This is a genomic window from Pseudomonas sp. Pseusp18 (assembly GCF_059506005.1).
In genome coordinates, this window is sequence record NZ_CP169240.1 from 3,441,617 (window position 1) to 3,456,635 (window position 15,019).

Annotated in this window: 9 protein-coding genes and 3 pseudogenes; 7 read left to right on the forward strand and 5 right to left on the reverse strand. The window is 59.0% G+C overall.

Annotation, left to right across the window (positions count from 1 at the left end; genetic code table 11):
• Positions 1-17 precede the first annotated feature (17 nt).
• Positions 18-287, forward strand: coding sequence for a hypothetical protein (locus ACEN9A_RS15470; RefSeq protein ID WP_413387855.1), 270 nt, complete (start codon positions 18-20; stop codon positions 285-287).
• Complete coding sequence (locus tag ACEN9A_RS15475) at positions 278-1,054, forward strand: copper chaperone (RefSeq protein WP_413387853.1); 777 nt, start codon at positions 278-280, stop codon at positions 1,052-1,054. The genes ACEN9A_RS15470 and ACEN9A_RS15475 overlap by 10 nt, the downstream gene beginning before the upstream one ends.
• A gap of 96 nt (positions 1,055-1,150) precedes the next feature.
• Here ACEN9A_RS15475 and ACEN9A_RS15480 read toward each other — a convergent pair.
• Positions 1,151-1,318: pseudogene (locus ACEN9A_RS15480) on the reverse strand (VOC family protein); the annotation flags it as partial.
• A gap of 546 nt (positions 1,319-1,864) precedes the next feature.
• Between ACEN9A_RS15480 and ACEN9A_RS15485 the strand changes: the two are divergent.
• From ACEN9A_RS15485 to ACEN9A_RS15505, 5 genes and pseudogenes are all read left to right on the forward strand, one after another.
• Positions 1,865-2,710: a GTPase gene (locus ACEN9A_RS15485; RefSeq protein ID WP_413387851.1), complete on the forward strand. Its 846-nt coding sequence runs from the start codon at positions 1,865-1,867 to the stop codon at positions 2,708-2,710.
• A gap of 29 nt (positions 2,711-2,739) precedes the next feature.
• Positions 2,740-3,204 carry a hypothetical protein gene (locus ACEN9A_RS15490; RefSeq protein ID WP_412046022.1) on the forward strand — a complete coding sequence of 155 codons (465 nt, stop codon included), beginning with the start codon at positions 2,740-2,742 and terminating at the stop codon, positions 3,202-3,204.
• Entirely contained in the window at positions 3,201-5,054 is a 1,854-nt protein-coding gene (locus tag ACEN9A_RS15495; protein WP_413387848.1) for a dynamin family protein, read from the forward strand. The genes ACEN9A_RS15490 and ACEN9A_RS15495 overlap by 4 nt, the downstream gene beginning before the upstream one ends.
• The gene (locus ACEN9A_RS15500; protein ID WP_413387846.1) at positions 5,041-6,666 is read left to right on the forward strand and encodes a GTPase; all 1,626 of its coding nucleotides are present in this window, start codon (positions 5,041-5,043) and stop codon (positions 6,664-6,666) included. Before ACEN9A_RS15495 ends, ACEN9A_RS15500 begins: the two co-directional genes overlap by 14 nt.
• 117 nt (positions 6,667-6,783) lie before the next feature.
• Positions 6,784-6,954 (forward strand): annotated as a pseudogene (locus ACEN9A_RS15505) (5'-nucleotidase); the annotation flags it as partial.
• Between the two features lie 1,927 nt (positions 6,955-8,881).
• On the opposite strand, the pseudogene ACEN9A_RS15510 reads toward ACEN9A_RS15505, so the two are convergent.
• From ACEN9A_RS15510 to ACEN9A_RS15525, 4 genes and pseudogenes are all read right to left on the reverse strand, one after another.
• A pseudogene (locus ACEN9A_RS15510) lies at positions 8,882-9,631 on the reverse strand (DEAD/DEAH box helicase family protein); the annotation flags it as partial.
• Positions 9,628-11,586, reverse strand: a complete 1,959-nt coding sequence (locus tag ACEN9A_RS15515; RefSeq protein WP_413387844.1) for a phospholipase D-like domain-containing protein — start codon at positions 11,584-11,586, stop codon at positions 9,628-9,630. The pseudogene ACEN9A_RS15510 and the gene ACEN9A_RS15515, both read right to left, overlap by 4 nt.
• On the reverse strand, positions 11,583-13,082 hold the full coding sequence (locus ACEN9A_RS15520; RefSeq protein ID WP_495688454.1) for a hypothetical protein: 1,500 nt from the start codon (positions 13,080-13,082) through the stop codon (positions 11,583-11,585). The genes ACEN9A_RS15515 and ACEN9A_RS15520 overlap by 4 nt, the downstream gene beginning before the upstream one ends.
• Entirely contained in the window at positions 13,042-14,043 is a 1,002-nt protein-coding gene (locus ACEN9A_RS15525; RefSeq protein WP_413387842.1) for a DUF4917 family protein, read from the reverse strand. The genes ACEN9A_RS15520 and ACEN9A_RS15525 overlap by 41 nt, the downstream gene beginning before the upstream one ends.
• Between the last annotated feature and the right edge of the window lie 976 nt (positions 14,044-15,019).

Here is a 15,019-nt window from a genome sequence, read left to right on the forward strand (position 1 = left end):
ACGACAAGGAGTCGGGCATGACAATTAACTCAACAACCGCGCCTGTCACCACCCCCACCTGGTATAGGCAGATCCGCGATATGTTCACCACCGAGGACCGGGGACACATGGCCAGGCAAGGCCTCGACCTGGCCAACTACGGCGTGGAGGTGAACCACGCCGGCAACATCTACCAACAAGTAGCGGCGGGCAACATGCCGTCGGGGCAACCCTGGTCCCCTGACTGGGTGGATAAGCGTTCTCAAGCGAAGTGGTGTCGTGAGTTGAGAGCGACCTCATGCGGCTAGGCCCTGTTCTACGCAGTTTTACTTACGACCCCTGGCCATTGCTTTTGGCCACGGCGGGACTCGGCCTGGCCCTTTCCGCTTACAACGAGGTCAACACAGAAGGACCCGCGTTTTGCGTGACCGTGAATGGGCTATCGATCATCACCAGTTGGCCCGCTGCACTGCAAGCGGAGCTCGCACTTAACCCATTCCACCGAATCCTGGCGGGTTGGGCCTTGATGCTTCTGGCCATGATGCCGCCCCTTTTGACGATGCCACTCATCCATGTCTGGCGCTCTAGCCTGCCGAGCAGGCGAATACGAGCGTCAGTCGGGTTCCTACTCGGTTACTGTGCGCTGTGGATGGCCGTCGGCCCCATCCTGATAGCCCTGGCGCTGCTGCTACAGATTGCTGTCGTAAAAAACGCCCTGGTCGTGGCACTGCTGATCGCGATGCTATGGAGCGCGAGCCCGTGGCACCACGCAGCACTCAATCGTGGCCATCAACGGCGGCGAATAGGCCTGTTCGGCTGGGCTGCCGACAGGGATTGTCTGATCTTAGGCATGACGCATGGCGTCTTTTGTATTGTTTCGTGCTGGGCCTGGATGTTAGTGCCGCTTGTTAGCGGGGCATGGCACATTCCGATGATGTTGTTCGCAGGCGTAATCTTACTCGCTGAACGGCTCACGCCACCTGGACCGCCACGCTGGGGCTGGCACCCGGTTTTTTCACCGATTTACCTTTACACCCTCCTCACTAAACGCAATGCGCAGCGTCCCCATGGTTAAAGGGACTTGTTCAAGCCACCGTTGCAACCTTACGTCTACTCATACTTGCTAGTAAGGACTAATGACGAAGCACCTAATGATGCCTCGTCATGAAGCTTAGACTGGGTTGAAGCAGTACTCGGCCAGCTTGTTACCATCGAGGTCCCGTGCGTAAGCTGCATAGGCGTTGGGTGCCCAGCCTTGGGGACCTGGTGCACCTACATTGGTGCCGCCACTGGCCAGTGCTGCGGCATGGAAGGCGTCAATGGCTGCGCGATCCGGTGCAGTACGCTAAGGGCTACCAGACGCTGATCCTAGCGGCGCTGCAAGCTATTGCCGGCATACCCTGCCGCATTGACAGCCTCGACCGTGATGAGCTGCGCCGCGCCTTCGCATCTATCACCTCATCTACTCACGCCGGCAGGCCAAACAGTCCATGGAACGATCAAAAGCCCGCACCAGATCGTGTTCTCGTGCGGCAAACGACTGATCACTGACCTGACCCAAAGGCTTAAGTGACCATGCACAGTGAAGGTGAGATGCCCCCTCTGAATTCAAACCTCACCCCGACGCTTTTCAAAGCGCTGCCAGAAAGTCGGCTGCTCACTCCTAGTGATGCTGGAGGCTTGACCAGACTTCTAGCAGACGTGACACCGTAATCCTTCGTACATCGTATGGAGCACGTACACTCCATTCGCTTCTGGGCTATTTGGATGCCAGTGACATGATTGCCCCATGCAGCCTGCGTTCTAACGACTAATAGCCAGTTGCCACTTAGCCATCTCATCGCCATGCTATGCACCAAACGGGATCCAACACATGGAGCGAAAGGTGCCGGACGACGACCTGCTGATTCAGCTTACCCAGCAACACCCTGACTTCTGCCGCCTGCGCACGGAGCTGGAAGAGGCGAAAAGCCTTGGCCCGGCACCTCGGATTGCCGTATGCGGACTCATGAATGCGGGCAAGAGCGCACTGCTCAACGGCCTGACCGGGCATATTGAAACGGAAGTCTTTGAAACCAAGGAAATACGGGCAACCACGCAATTACAGGCGTTGGAGCATGAAGGACGCCTCTATCTGGATACCCCGGGAATCGATGCCTGCGATGAGGATGATCGACTCGCGTGGTTGGGCCTGGCCAATGCCGATGTCATTTTGTTCGTGCACAACTTGCGTACCGCCACGCTTGAACAAATCGAAACGGCCTTCTTGTGCGAGCTCAAGCGCCGTCGCCCGGATCTGGAGCGCCACCTGGTGGTGGTGCTAACCCATGCCGAAAGCGTCACCCAGCGGGAAGTCAGCGAGAAGGCGATCGGCAAGATCTTACAGTCGCTGTTCGGGACCGTGCCGGCTGCCTTCGCAACCTCGTTCACCACCTTGCGCAACGGTGTGCGTAAGGGCAACACGAAGCTGCTCGAACTGAGCGGCTTCGACTCTTTGCGCGAGCATCTGCAGGCGCATCCGGGGCTGCTTGAGCGAGGCATGAGCAAACAGCGTGCCGAACGCGACAATCACCGTCGCGACGCCCTGGAGCATTTCCTCGACCAGCAGATTGCCCAGCGCAGAAAGCGACTGGTCAAGCTCGAGGGCACGCAGGCCGCTCAGCTCGAACAGTTGCAAAGCAGTGTCGAAGGACTCTTCGAATCGGTAAGCCATGGCTTGGCACGCGGCTGACTAATTGATATCACGCAAGGAGAATCAACATGTGGTGGTTACTGATACCCGTGATCGGAACCGTTGTGGCAGCGGTCGTCAGTTCCGACAGCAGTGAAAAGGAAGAAGCCGAGCGCCAGGCACGCGCCAAGTCGCGCGAACGCGCCGAGGCGCGGGCACGCAAGCAGGCAAGGGATCAGCTGCAGGCGCAGCGCAATCAACAGCTCACTCAGGACATCGATGCACAGCTGAGCGAGCTGATGGCCTCGCACAAGGCCGACATCATACTTTCAGGCAAAGGCCACGCCGGTGTGACGATAGAAAGCCTGCAGGCGTTTATCGCCAGCCCGCCTCAAGCCACAGCCCAAGGCCAGCTCAAGGCCCTGCGTCTGCTGGCCCCCAACACCCGATTCAGCCCTAAATGGCTAGAGTGCGAAGGCCAGGTCAAAGCCCTGCGCACTGAAATTCAAGGCCTCAAACGCTTGAAACGACAATTACTGGACAGATCGCTATGACGCCCGCTCCCGCCAACCGCAGCGAACTGCTGCATATCTTTGCGCAGGTCGCGCAAGGGTTCAACGAGGTGCAACGCCAGGTCGAGGAGCGCGAAGCGCGCCTTAAGCAGACTCTGGATGCGCTGGAGCGGATTCGCACAACTTCGCCATGGAGCCGCTCCGGCCTGGCTCCCGATCACCCCTTCCTGACCTTTGCCAAGGCCTGCCAAAACAATCTGGATGAGCGCTTCGACGCCTGGATCAAGAACGTCAGGAACTACGAGCGCAACACGCAGTTTCGCAGCAAGTTCGGCGACTCCCTGCTGGTGTTTGTCTTTGGCAAGGTCAAGGCTGGCAAGTCATCGCTGGGTAATTACCTGGCTTATGGCCGCACCGAACCCGATGCGCAACTGATCGCCCAGGCACAGCCCAAGCCTGAGTTTTTCAGCGAAACCTCCACTCGGTTGTGCGAACAGACCAGCGATGCGCAGATCCGCGAAAACGGCTGTTTCGGCGTCGATGTCGTGGAGGCCACCAGCGCCATCCAAGGGTTCCGCCTACCAGGGTTGACTTGGGTCGATTCGCCCGGGCTGCATTCGGTCAACGCGGGCAACGGTGAGCTGACCAAGGACTACGTCGACGCCGCCGACCTGGTGATCTTCCTCAGCAAATCCGAAAGCCCGGGCCGTCGTTCGGACTTGGACGAGGCCAGGGCTCTGTTGCACAGAGACAAGAACATGATCGTGCTGCTCACCGGTAGCGACGAAAACGACGTGGACGTCGATGATGACGGTGAGGTCGTGGAGAAGCTGATCATGAAAGGCGACAGCGCACGCCAGCTGCAAGTCGACTACTTCATCCAGTCCCTGCGCGAATCAGCCCCCGAATGTTCGCTGGATGATCTCAAGGTTCACTCCATCTCCTCCTGCTATGCCGAGCAAGGCCCCGCCGAGGAACAGCAAGAGCGCTGGCAAGTCAGCGGCTTGGCCGACTTTGCGGCAGAAATCGGCCGCCTTGCCGTTGCCGAAGGCCTGCAGATCAAGCAGCAAGTGCCGTTGAAGAATCTGCAAGCCTTCTGCCGCCAATTGAGCGAGTCGATCAGTTTGCAGCAGACGCTCTTGAGCGAGTTGCAGAGCGAACTGACCAATGCGCGCAAAGAGCTGAAAAACAACACCGAGCGGGTGCTCTCCCAACTGCAGCAGCGCCTGCCCATGGAGATCAACAAGCTGGCTGATCAACACGCGCTGGACGACCAGGGATTTTCCGACGCCTGCTGGGCGCTGTTCGACCGCCAATTTGCCGAGTGCGCCGGGGCACTGTGCGAGGCCATCGGGCAGAAGTTCGAAGACTTGGGCCATGCAGCCCAGAGCGTGGCGCCGGCCGGCAAGGCGCTACCGGGGTTTACCCCTCGCACGCGCAGCGTCAACTACCAATCGCGGCGCAACGAAGGCATCGGCAAGGCCGGGGGTGCCGGGCTCGGCGGTTGGGGCGGGGCTGAGGCCGGTGCCGCCCTTGGTACGATGCTGCTGCCGGGACCCGGAACCATCATCGGCGGGTTGATCGGTGCAGCCATCGGTGGCTGGATGGGGGCCAAGGCTGGGGCGGCGGCGGGCGGCCAGTTCGATGAAACGACCCAATTCGAGATCATCGTCGGCGACAACCGTGACGAAGTTTCTCTAACGACGCGCGAGCATTTCATTGACTACGCCAAAGATCGCCTCAACCGGCTCTACCTCCAGCTCGATGCGCTGTGCTTCGTCGATGTATCGACCTGGCTGTCAAATCTCAGCCAGGCCCTGAAAAACCTGGACGACCTCGCTGCACAACAGATCAACGCCATTAGCAAGGAACTCGATCATGGCCCTGCCTGACTTCACTCGTGTACTCGCCACTTACGACACAGTCACTGCGCCGCTCCAGCGATGGTTGCCAGCCGAACGCGTCAGCGAACTAGGCAACCAATTGCATAGCCGAGCGGCACGCCTGCGTCCGCAGATCATGGTCTATGGGCTCTACAACGCGGGCAAGAGCACGCTGCTCAACGCCCTGATGGGACGCGCCGAAGCGCCAATGGCCGACCACCCAGAAACCTCGGTGGTGGCCGAGTATCCTTGGCAGGGGTACGTGCTCCTGGACACACCGGGTATCGATGCGCCGATCAGGCATGAGCAAGTTGCGACGCAGCAATTGCAGGACAGCGAAGTGGTGCTGTTTGTGGTGGCAGCCGGCGGTACGATCGACGAGGCCGCCACCTGGGAACGCCTGGCGCAGATCGTCGTCTCGGGCCGCCGGGTGATGCTGATCGTCAACAACAAGGCCGGTGTGCAGCACGACAGCCGCGACTTCGTCAGCATCAACGACAACCTGCGTCAGCATCTGCAGAGCGCCGCCCTCGCCCATGGCATCGGCGATATCCTGGAGCAGGTGCCGATTCACTGGGTCAACGCCAAGGCTGCCCTGCGCGGCCGTGTCGAAAGTAAGGAGCCACTGGTGGAGTTCAGCGGCATCCTCGAACTGGAACAGGCGCTGGGCGATTTCCTTGCCAGCAGTGACAGTGGCGTGATGTTCAAGACCTGCCGCAAAGACCTGCAAGAAACCATCGAACTGGCCCTGATGCGCCTGCATCAGGCCGGCGGCGATGAACAGGCGCAGGCGCTGGACAAAGCCCGCATGCAGATCGATAGCGAGCGTGACCGGCTGCAGAACGTGCTGCGTCATCACCTCGACAGCCGCTGCGTGCGCGCCAAGTCGAGCGTCGTAGCGCTGATCAACGATGCGCACCTCCAACCCGCTGGACAGGGCGAGCAGGCCATGGAAGACGGCGCCTCAAGAGTCATCGCAGCGCTGACCGCCGACATGATGACTGCCCTCAAGACCGAGTTGCCGGCAACCCAGCGCAAACTTGAAGACATTGGCCAGACTTTGGCCGACAGCGCCTTCGGTGCTGCTCACGCCTGCGTGAATGGCGTTACTCGCGAGAGCAACGGCAATGACGACAGTGGATTGTCGCCAGCGCTCAAGGATGCCATGCGCAAAATGCCCATGGGCGACCTGAAAACGATGACCGAGCAAGGCGTGAAGAAGGCGCTGGAACTGGGCAAAGAGCTGTTGCCCACCTTGTTCAAGGGGATCGGCAAGAAGACCATGGAACGTTGGGCCGCTATGGCCGGACGCTGGGCTGGCCCGCTGGTACAGGCAGGGATGGCCATCTACGGCATATACCAGGCCATCAGCAGTGAAAAGGCCGAAAAGGCCACGCTGGAGCGCCAGACCAAGGCGGTGGAGGATGCGGCCAGCACCTTTGTCGAAGACTTGCGCCAAGCCTATCTGAACCAGATTGCCCTGGTGATTGAGGAAGTCTTCAAGCCGATCGATGAATGGATGGCGACCCAGCGCGCGCTGCTCGTGCAGAGCGGGCAAGAACAGACGCAAGACCAGCATTTGTTCGAAGAAGCCCTGCTGGCACTGCGTCAAGCGTATTGACTCGGTAAGGGGGGGCGTGCCCCCTCCTTACGCGACTGCGCAAGGCTCGATGGCGCTCAATTAATATACAGCCCACTTCGCCAACTCCAACTATTGCAACTCAGGCTGCGGATCATGAAGGTACTGTCGATCCTCAAGCCCCACGTGTTCTTCGACGATCAACGCAGTCAACTGCAGTCTCCAGCGGATGATCTGCCGATGGTGCATGTGCCGTTTGGGGTAGCAAACACTGTCGGCCCGGCGCAGGAAACACAGCGCCATACGGATCCTGCAGAGGCTCGTCGCTGATGGGCACTGGTTTGCGCAGGAAGCTACGCCACTGTTGAGCGTCACTGATCCTTAGCTGTTTATCGAAGTGCACCTGCACGCACGCATCCATTTGCTCTTCCACCTGATGCTTGCGCTCTATGAACGAAGCAACCTGGTCTTCATCGACCGATCCCTGCAAAAACGGATAGTGAATGCTCAGCTCTGCGTTGCCTGACCGCTGCAGCCGCTGGTTCACGCAGCCAAACAGGCGATCCAGCCTCCCCACGCGTTGCTCATTGTCACCGGGTGAGCCGGCCAGGCCGTAATGATGGATCTGGTGGCACTGCAAATGCAGGTTGACCCCTTCCTGGAGTACCGAAGTGGAGACCAGCACGTTGGGATAGAACGGACTATTGAAGCCCAGGATGAGGCGCGGGCGCCCTTCGCTGTTGTCGCCACAGGCATACCAGCATGGGCTGGTGAGGCGCTTGAGGCTGCGCCACTCCTCGTCCCACTGCTCTAAACCATGATCGATGATCTTGCCGCACAGCGTGTCGAACGTCTCCAACGCTGCGATGAAATAGCGCAGCATCAACGAGTCATCGACACGTGCGCTTACCCACTCTTGAAAACCACGGTACGCACGCTGCGCTTCGCGCTCATGGGTCTGCTGCCAGTATTCGACAAACCAGGCATAAAGCTCGACGACGACAGGACTCGCATAAAGAAACCCGGCCTTGATGTAGTTCGCGAAGTTTTCCGCGATCGCCTTGTTGTCGCGCGCCCAGCCTTCGAGCTTGCGATACAGGGTCTGCGGCAAGCGCGGTACCAACAGCGACCAAACGCTGTGCAGCGGATGCTCCAGGTGGTCGTGCGGCGCACCGCGCTTGCGGGCAGCGGTATCGTGGATCTGTGGCCCGTCCCAACCGTGCAAACGCACATACTTGGCAGCATTGGCATAATCAACCCGGCCGGTCTCCGTCTTGGCGTAGAACGCGGTGTAACCGCCAATCAAGTAGTCCGATGCCGGTTCCAGGAACAGTGCAAAGACGCTTTCCGGTTTGCTGAAGCGCAGGCGCACATTGGCACAATCGGTTTGCCCACCAGCGCCTTTCTTGACCACGAACAGCTCGGCAATCCGCGACGCCAGTTGCGTGCCCTCTCCCTCTCCCTCTCCCTCTCCCTCGTCTTGCTCTGCCTCCTCGTGCGCGTCCACTTCGGCAAACGAATGCTTCACGCCTTTAAGAAACTGGGTATAGCCATCGCGCGACCAACCCTGATCGCGCCAGTGCTTGACTGCAGGATCGTCCGCTTGCTTGCCCCATGCGTTGACAATTATGCCGGCCAACAGCTCGTCATAGCGCTCGTTGATGCGCTGGGTCAACTCGCGGACAGAGGGAATACGCCGAACGAAAATCAGGTGTTTCAAGTCTTCGAGCGCGGTGCAGAGGTCACCCACTGCCTTGGGCACGCACTGGTCTATCAGCAAGCCGTACTTGGGATGATCGGGAAAGGTGTGAAACTGATCGTGATAGCTGCGGGTGAGGTCACGCAACAGTTCGGTATCGGTGGCCTTGGTGAAATCCTCGACCACCCGATCTTCGACCGCGTCCTGATAATCCGCATCGCCGCCAACGCCGATCTGCGGTTTCCAGCCAAAAGACTCGAATCCTTCCAGGTAGCCATAGGTAAGGCTCTTGTTCTCCTTCTGCCGGCCCAGGTCGGCCACCAACCGCTTCTGATACAGGGCAAAGAACATCTCGGCATCCGGGCGCCCATCGAAGCTTGCAGGAACAGCTTTTTCGTGGCGGTAATGCCGCTTGCCATACAAACCGCCCTGCCCCTCCATCAGTCGCAAACGCCGCAAGGCGTGCCGTTGCAGCAAATGGCGAGTGTGTTCGGCACCGTTCATGGCTTCAAGGCCAGCGTCACGATCGATCCGGGTGAAATAACCCAGGATGTTCTGCACATCGTCCAGCCGGGTATGGCTGGGCGTCGCGGTGAGCAGAAGGTTCCAGGCGCCCAGGCGGCTGCCAGCGTTGCCAAACAGTGCCCTTGCGGCACACACGCGCTGCGATCCACCCGACACGTTGCGCAGGTAATGCGCCTCATCGACGATGATTAGGTCAAACCCCGAGGGGCCCAGGTGCTGCTTCAACTGCTGATGAAAATCGGCAGCGATCCTGCCTGCCCCCTGAGCACCTTCAGCGCGCCGCTCGGGGTCGAGCAAGCCACTGAGCGCGTAGACAGTGGTGAGGTAAAACTGCCCTTCATCGTTTTGCACCGCCTGCACCAGGTCTTCCAGCTTGTAGCGCTCACAGACCGTATGTACCGGCATGCCATCGGTGGTCTTGACCCTGCCATCGGTTTGGCGAATGTGCTCGCGAACGAAGCCTTCGAACTCCCTGCGCCAATGCCCGCACAAATGTCGGTTGGGCGCCATCACCAGCACCTTGGCATCAGGCTTGATTTTCCACAGCCATGCCGCCACGCCCAGCGCCTGGAAAGTCTTGCCCATGCCGACTTCATCCGCCAGCAGCGCCACCTTGTCCGCTGCCAACAGGTTCCACAGGTAGGCGACCCCTTCGGTCTGCTTGGCTGCCATGGACTGGCGATCATCTGCCAGATAGCGCCAGTCAGGATCCTTGCGCCCTTTGAAGTTGATCCACTGCGACACGGATTCAGGGGTCAGCACGCTCTCTTCAAATCGACTCATGCCCCACCCCACTTGCTTTCCAATCTGCCAAATTCCTGCTCGAGCGTTTGCCGATAATCATCGTTGGCCTCGGCTGGTAACGGCGGCATATCGACCTTCAGTGTGTGCCAACGCGACAAGGCAATTTTGCGGTCACCCTTGGGCAGGCGATGACGAAGCGCCAACGCCAGCTTGCAGAGCCCGTTAACCTCCTGGGCCAGGAACCAGTCGAAGACATTGGGCGTAGACCCGCTGAGGCGCTGGCGGGTCTTGTCTACCCATTCCTGCAGGCATCCCGGTCGCACGAATACCCACTGTTCGAGCGCCGATAACTGTTCAAGCCCATGCAACCGGGCCGCTAACTGGTAGCTCGCTGTGAATAGCCGGAAGTAGCTGATGTGTGCAGGGGCTGAACCGTCTTGCTCGCTTGATCCAGTGTCTTCGTCGGCGCTCCCACCATCGACCTGTAGCTCACCCGTCTCTGATTCGCGCACGCGGAAACCGACATCATCCTGGTTGGGCACAATGTCGATCTGCGCCATGGCGTCGACTAACCCAAGTAGGTCGTCGTATCGCTGCGCGCGACGGAACTCGGGGGTAGTCTCCAGCAACATGCCCACGAAGCACACCCGGCCGTCCTTGAGCACCTGGAAGCTGTGATCGAACAACAGCGCGTGCGCGTTCGCCACCGGCACCCTGCACTCTCGCAGTTCGCGGCTGCGGGGTTTCCAGCCAAGCGCGATTGCAACGTCGATGTCCGGCAGTTTTATCCGATACCCTTGGTCCGGTTCTCCTGCTGTATGCCATTGGCCGCGCAGTTGGTACACCTGCTCTGCCCAGTCAAACGCCACCACGATGTCGAAGGGAAGGTTCTGCGGGATTTGCAACGCTTGCGCCTGCAATGCTTCAGCGCTCAAGAACGACGCCGGGCTGGTGTCCATCGTGGGGCCGAGGACGCTTTCCACGGCACTGTTGTTCGCCAGGATGAACCCCGCCTCGATGTTGTTGCCGGGTAACCGCTTGCCCCGTGAGTCGAGCAGCGAGTTACTGCCCGCCCGGGTGAAATTCCATGAGCCGATGGCCAGGTGCGTGGAGGTTTTCCAAAGCTTGGCATGGGTCATCGGCGAGCGGTCATCGACCGTGCTCGGGTTGTGCCGCAAGCGCAACTCATCGTTGGCGAGAAGATCTCCAAGCGCCTCGGTCCAACCGGTGCGCAGGAACTGCCCATCGAACCGATCAGGCACCAGACTGACCTTCATGCGCGGCTGCTCGTAGCTGCGCTTAAGGTGGCTGACAAACTGTGCCAGATCCTTGGGTAGATAAGGGGACCAGACGGCCAGGTGATGGCAAGCACGCTCGCCCAGCAATTGCGCCAGAAACGGTTGCCTCTGAAAACTGTGACAGAACTGCACGGATGACTCAGCGCTGGCGAACGAGATACTGCGCCTGTTCTCCAAGGGGCACGGTGTACCCACATTGTTAAACAGAGCCTGGAAGAACACTTTGACGGATTGATAAAGCGAAAACGCGTCGATCGGCTGGAAGTGGAATACCTCCTGATTGCGCGCCCACCCGCTGAGCGTGAGGTTGGCACTGCCCGCGCCGAGCACACGCCCCTGGTCACCTTCCAGGTAGATCACCTTTGCATGCAACAGGCTGTCTGCGTCAACGCCTGGGTAGCTCCACTCCGCTTTTTGCGCAGTACAGACACCGTGCACCTGGAGCGCCGTGCGCTTGTTCTGGTCGGCACCGATGAAACGTCGATCACAAAAGACCCTCAGATCGATTTCCTGCTCAGTCAGGGCCAACTGAAGCGCCTCGTACTCCATGCGCGTGCGGGGAATCTCGGCGCCCAGCACAGTTGGCAACACATAGGTTTCGATAAATTCGATATCGATGTTGAAACTGGTGAGCCATACCCTGCGCAACTGGCCGCAGGCCTTCACTTGCTCGGCGAATGCTGAATGCAGTTTCATGCCTGGCCTCCCCGATAACCGGTCACCAGATTGTTGAATTGGTGGATGTAGTAGGTGTTCACCCAGCGATACATGGGCGTATTTTGCGCCTCTGGCAACGCCTTGGTGCGTGCATTGAGCTTGACCTTTTCGGCCTGCTCGATTTGCACCCAGGGCAACTGGCCACGCTCGCGCATCACCGCCGCGTGGTAGCCCATCAGGTCGCGGAGCTGGTCGCTGAAGCGCTCTTGACGCGCCAAGCGCATGAGCCGCTCCAGCCGCCGGCGGCCGGTGTGCGAAGGAATGTCGAGCAGTTCTGGATGCGCGTCGATACGCGCGGCGGCAGCCGGCAAGGTACCGGCGTCGCGCCCCAGCCCCCGCCAGTGCGCCTCGATTTCGTCGAGGCTCTGGTGCCGGCCATGGCAGGCCAGCGTAAACAGCAGATCGGCCTGCGCAAGCAGTGGTTCAACCTGCTGCACGTGCACAAGCTTTCGCCGCTCGGGCGCTTCGCTGCAGTTTTTTTCGGCCACGGAGAACAACTGCTGGATCGGCATGTCGCTGCCTGGATAGTTTTGTGCCTGATCATCCAGTACCTGCAGCAGAGCGCCCGCAGCGCCAGTGTCGAGGCCGGTCAAGGCCAACCAGAAATCGCGCGTGTCAGCGCCTACTTGCGCCGAGTTTGGCAATGCCCTTCGGTAGGCCTCAATGAGGCTGTCAGGTACTTGCTTGAGCGCACTGCCGCCACCTGCCTTGAAGCCCCGGAAAAGCCCCTGCAAATGCATGCGTGCTTCTTGGAACAACACGCTGAACGGCGCGTGAGTTTGAATCATCGCCTTAACTTTCAACCACAACTGCGCTGCTTCTTGACTGTAATGGTAGTTATAGCGGTCGTTGAAGAAGCCAATTTGCATGAACGGCGTCTTGTAGCGCCCACTCACACCCAAGCCTAACTGACGTACCAACAGGTGCCCGGCTGTTTTATGGGTGAAGCGCAGAAACGGGTTGCTGTCGGCCTCAAGGCGCGCACGGGCTTTGCTGGCACCCAGCACGCCTTGACTGTCGACGCCCGAGTCGGGCGCCGCAGTCACCACGGCATACGTGAAAATGTTTTCCAGATAGACCAGGCAAGCCTGGCGCAGCGCCAGGCCATGGCGCCCACCAGACTGCTCGTCCAACGCTTTGCTCAGGCTGGTATCAACATCGTCCAACAAGTCCTTGATAACGGCATGATGCAACAGATTGAGCGTGTAGTTCCGTACATCGTTCGAAACCGAGTTGACCCGGTTGCGAAAAATCTGCTGGCCAAAGGCAGACCAGATGATCAGCACGCCCAACGGATCGATCTGGCTGTCGCCACTGAGGTCTTCATCATATTCAGTCAGGTATTGGCTCAACCGCATGGGGTTACTCAAAACGAAGGATATCGACAGCACGCCGGGCAGCAGAGGCTTTGCTGCACCAGTGGCACTACATAGGTTATTCGTCTGCCGGGTAAATCCAGCAGCCGGGACTCTCACTATCGAAGAAATCTACTTCTACCTCGCCGAGGTCATCCTGGATGATCTGATGGGCCGTATTGCAGTAAGCCTGGCTGCCCCGAAACACTGAAACGGCCACACGCTGGATGCCACTGCCTCGCATCCGCTTGAGCAGGTGCCTGTCATGCTCCCCAAGTCCCCAGCCGAACAGGGTCAGCGATCTACGTGGCGATGTGAGGACCTCCCGATAGACCGTGGACAGGTAATAGCTGCTACGGATTGAGTTGATTTTTTGCCCGGCGGTCCCCTCACTGACGAACAGAGGCACAACTCGTTCGCTACGCCACTGCCGCAGGATCGCTTCCAGCAGCCCATGGCCTGCAGCATGGATTTTGAACTCTTCCTCCACGTTATTACGGCTCAAAGCCAAGCTACCGTGGGGGTAGAAGACCAAGGTATTTTCGCGCTCGCCGTAAAGCGAACGGAATCGCCGCCAATCGTCGTCGAAACTGCCATCGCGGAAGCAGTCCTTGAACTTGTGACCATCGTCGACGTTAAAGCCGTGCGCCATGGTCCAGTAGATCAGCAAGTCGTAGTTCAGCGAGAGCACCGTGTCGAACCCTTTGAGGTACTGGTACATGTTGGGCAGATGTTGTGTGACCTGCTCGTACTCAGGGTGTACGCTGCGGACCGCCTGTATTAAGGAGTCTCGAACTCGCACATACGCCTGGTGCGTTCGCTCGTCAGGAATCTCCAGTGACCGGTTCACGTTGCTGGCCTGCCAGACGAGCCGCAGGACAAGCTCAAAATCGCTGGTTTCGAAAAAGTCGAACAGGCGCTGCACATCGCCGTCGAGCAACTCATTCTCGCGCGCATGCGTCAGCAGTGAGCCATACGCGAAGGTCGGCGCAATCGCGATGCTCGCACCGTTGCCGAGCAAGATAGTGCCGCGACGGTAGTTGTTAGAAATTTCTGCCCACGGCAGGATGGAGAATGGCATACCGGCTCCGCTCTGGATGTTGTCGCGCGATGATAGCCCTACCCGGTGAACGTTTATCAGTGACCGCGTCAATAAAAGACGTGATCACCGAACCGCGGCAAGAATTGAATGAGTGCACGGAAGGAAACTGTATGAGTGGGGAGTAGCTGTCGACTTGATTGCCGGATGCTGCTTTCCGCCACCGCCTGTTGTAGGTCGAAGACGGCCGGCTGGGAGTAACGGCTAGGCACAGATCTTCAGCCTTCATTCGGATACAGCCAGCACAGCATCCACACCGATGAGCTCTGCTGGAATATCGAGTTAACCTGCGATCAATGTTCGAATCACCCAAACGGGAAGTACTACACCGGGTCTGCTGCACGGCTAGCGAGAGCCCCCCCTCCATTGCGGTGAGCCAGTACCCATCTCAAGATGCCACACTGAACAGCAAGGGGTCCGTTCGGCGGAAAATTCCAGGGAGACACACTGGAAGCCAGCGTCCAAAGTATGGGCTAGGGTATGAGCTGAAACCGACCATGCACAAAAAAGTCCTGACAAATCATGACTTTAATGAAAAATAGTGGCGGAAGCGTAGAGATTCGAACTTGGCAATCTTACCCTTGCCCCCACTTTATGTCTTTCCGCTCTGGGCCGAATGCTGCGGCTCAAGCAGATTGCGATCGAGCAGAAATATACCTCAAGCACCCACCTTCCCCATCGCGCTCACCGCTCCGCTGATGCATCGCCCTTGTCCTGGCGAGCACCGTCGGCGAACTTGTCTGGCCCACTCTGAGTCCGTTGCGCGACCTTCGCCCCCTTGGCCGTTTGAGGTACGCTGAAAGCTAGGCAAGACCGCCCTGTTCCAAGTCAAAAATCGCCAATCGCGATCGTCTGCGGACCCGCCGCGACCGGGGGCAAAATTGGGGGCATAGTTTCAATTTTAAGCTATGAAACCAGCGGTCTAGAGCCCAGTCAAAATGTTCTTCGGGGATCCGGA

Excerpts from the sequence above, each read along its gene's own strand:
- ACEN9A_RS15525 (WP_413387842.1), bottom strand. The coding sequence starts at position 14,043 with ATGCCATTCTCCATCCTGCCGTGGGCAGAAATTTCTAACAACTACCGT.
- ACEN9A_RS15495 (WP_413387848.1), top strand. The coding sequence starts at position 3,201 with ATGACGCCCGCTCCCGCCAACCGCAGCGAACTGCTGCATATCTTTGCG.
- ACEN9A_RS15515 (WP_413387844.1), bottom strand. The coding sequence starts at position 11,586 with ATGAAACTGCATTCAGCATTCGCCGAGCAAGTGAAGGCCTGCGGCCAG.
- ACEN9A_RS15470 (WP_413387855.1), top strand. The coding sequence starts at position 18 with ATGACAATTAACTCAACAACCGCGCCTGTCACCACCCCCACCTGGTAT.
- ACEN9A_RS15475 (WP_413387853.1), top strand. The coding sequence starts at position 278 with ATGCGGCTAGGCCCTGTTCTACGCAGTTTTACTTACGACCCCTGGCCA.
- ACEN9A_RS15490 (WP_412046022.1), top strand. The coding sequence starts at position 2,740 with ATGTGGTGGTTACTGATACCCGTGATCGGAACCGTTGTGGCAGCGGTC.
- ACEN9A_RS15500 (WP_413387846.1), top strand. The coding sequence starts at position 5,041 with ATGGCCCTGCCTGACTTCACTCGTGTACTCGCCACTTACGACACAGTC.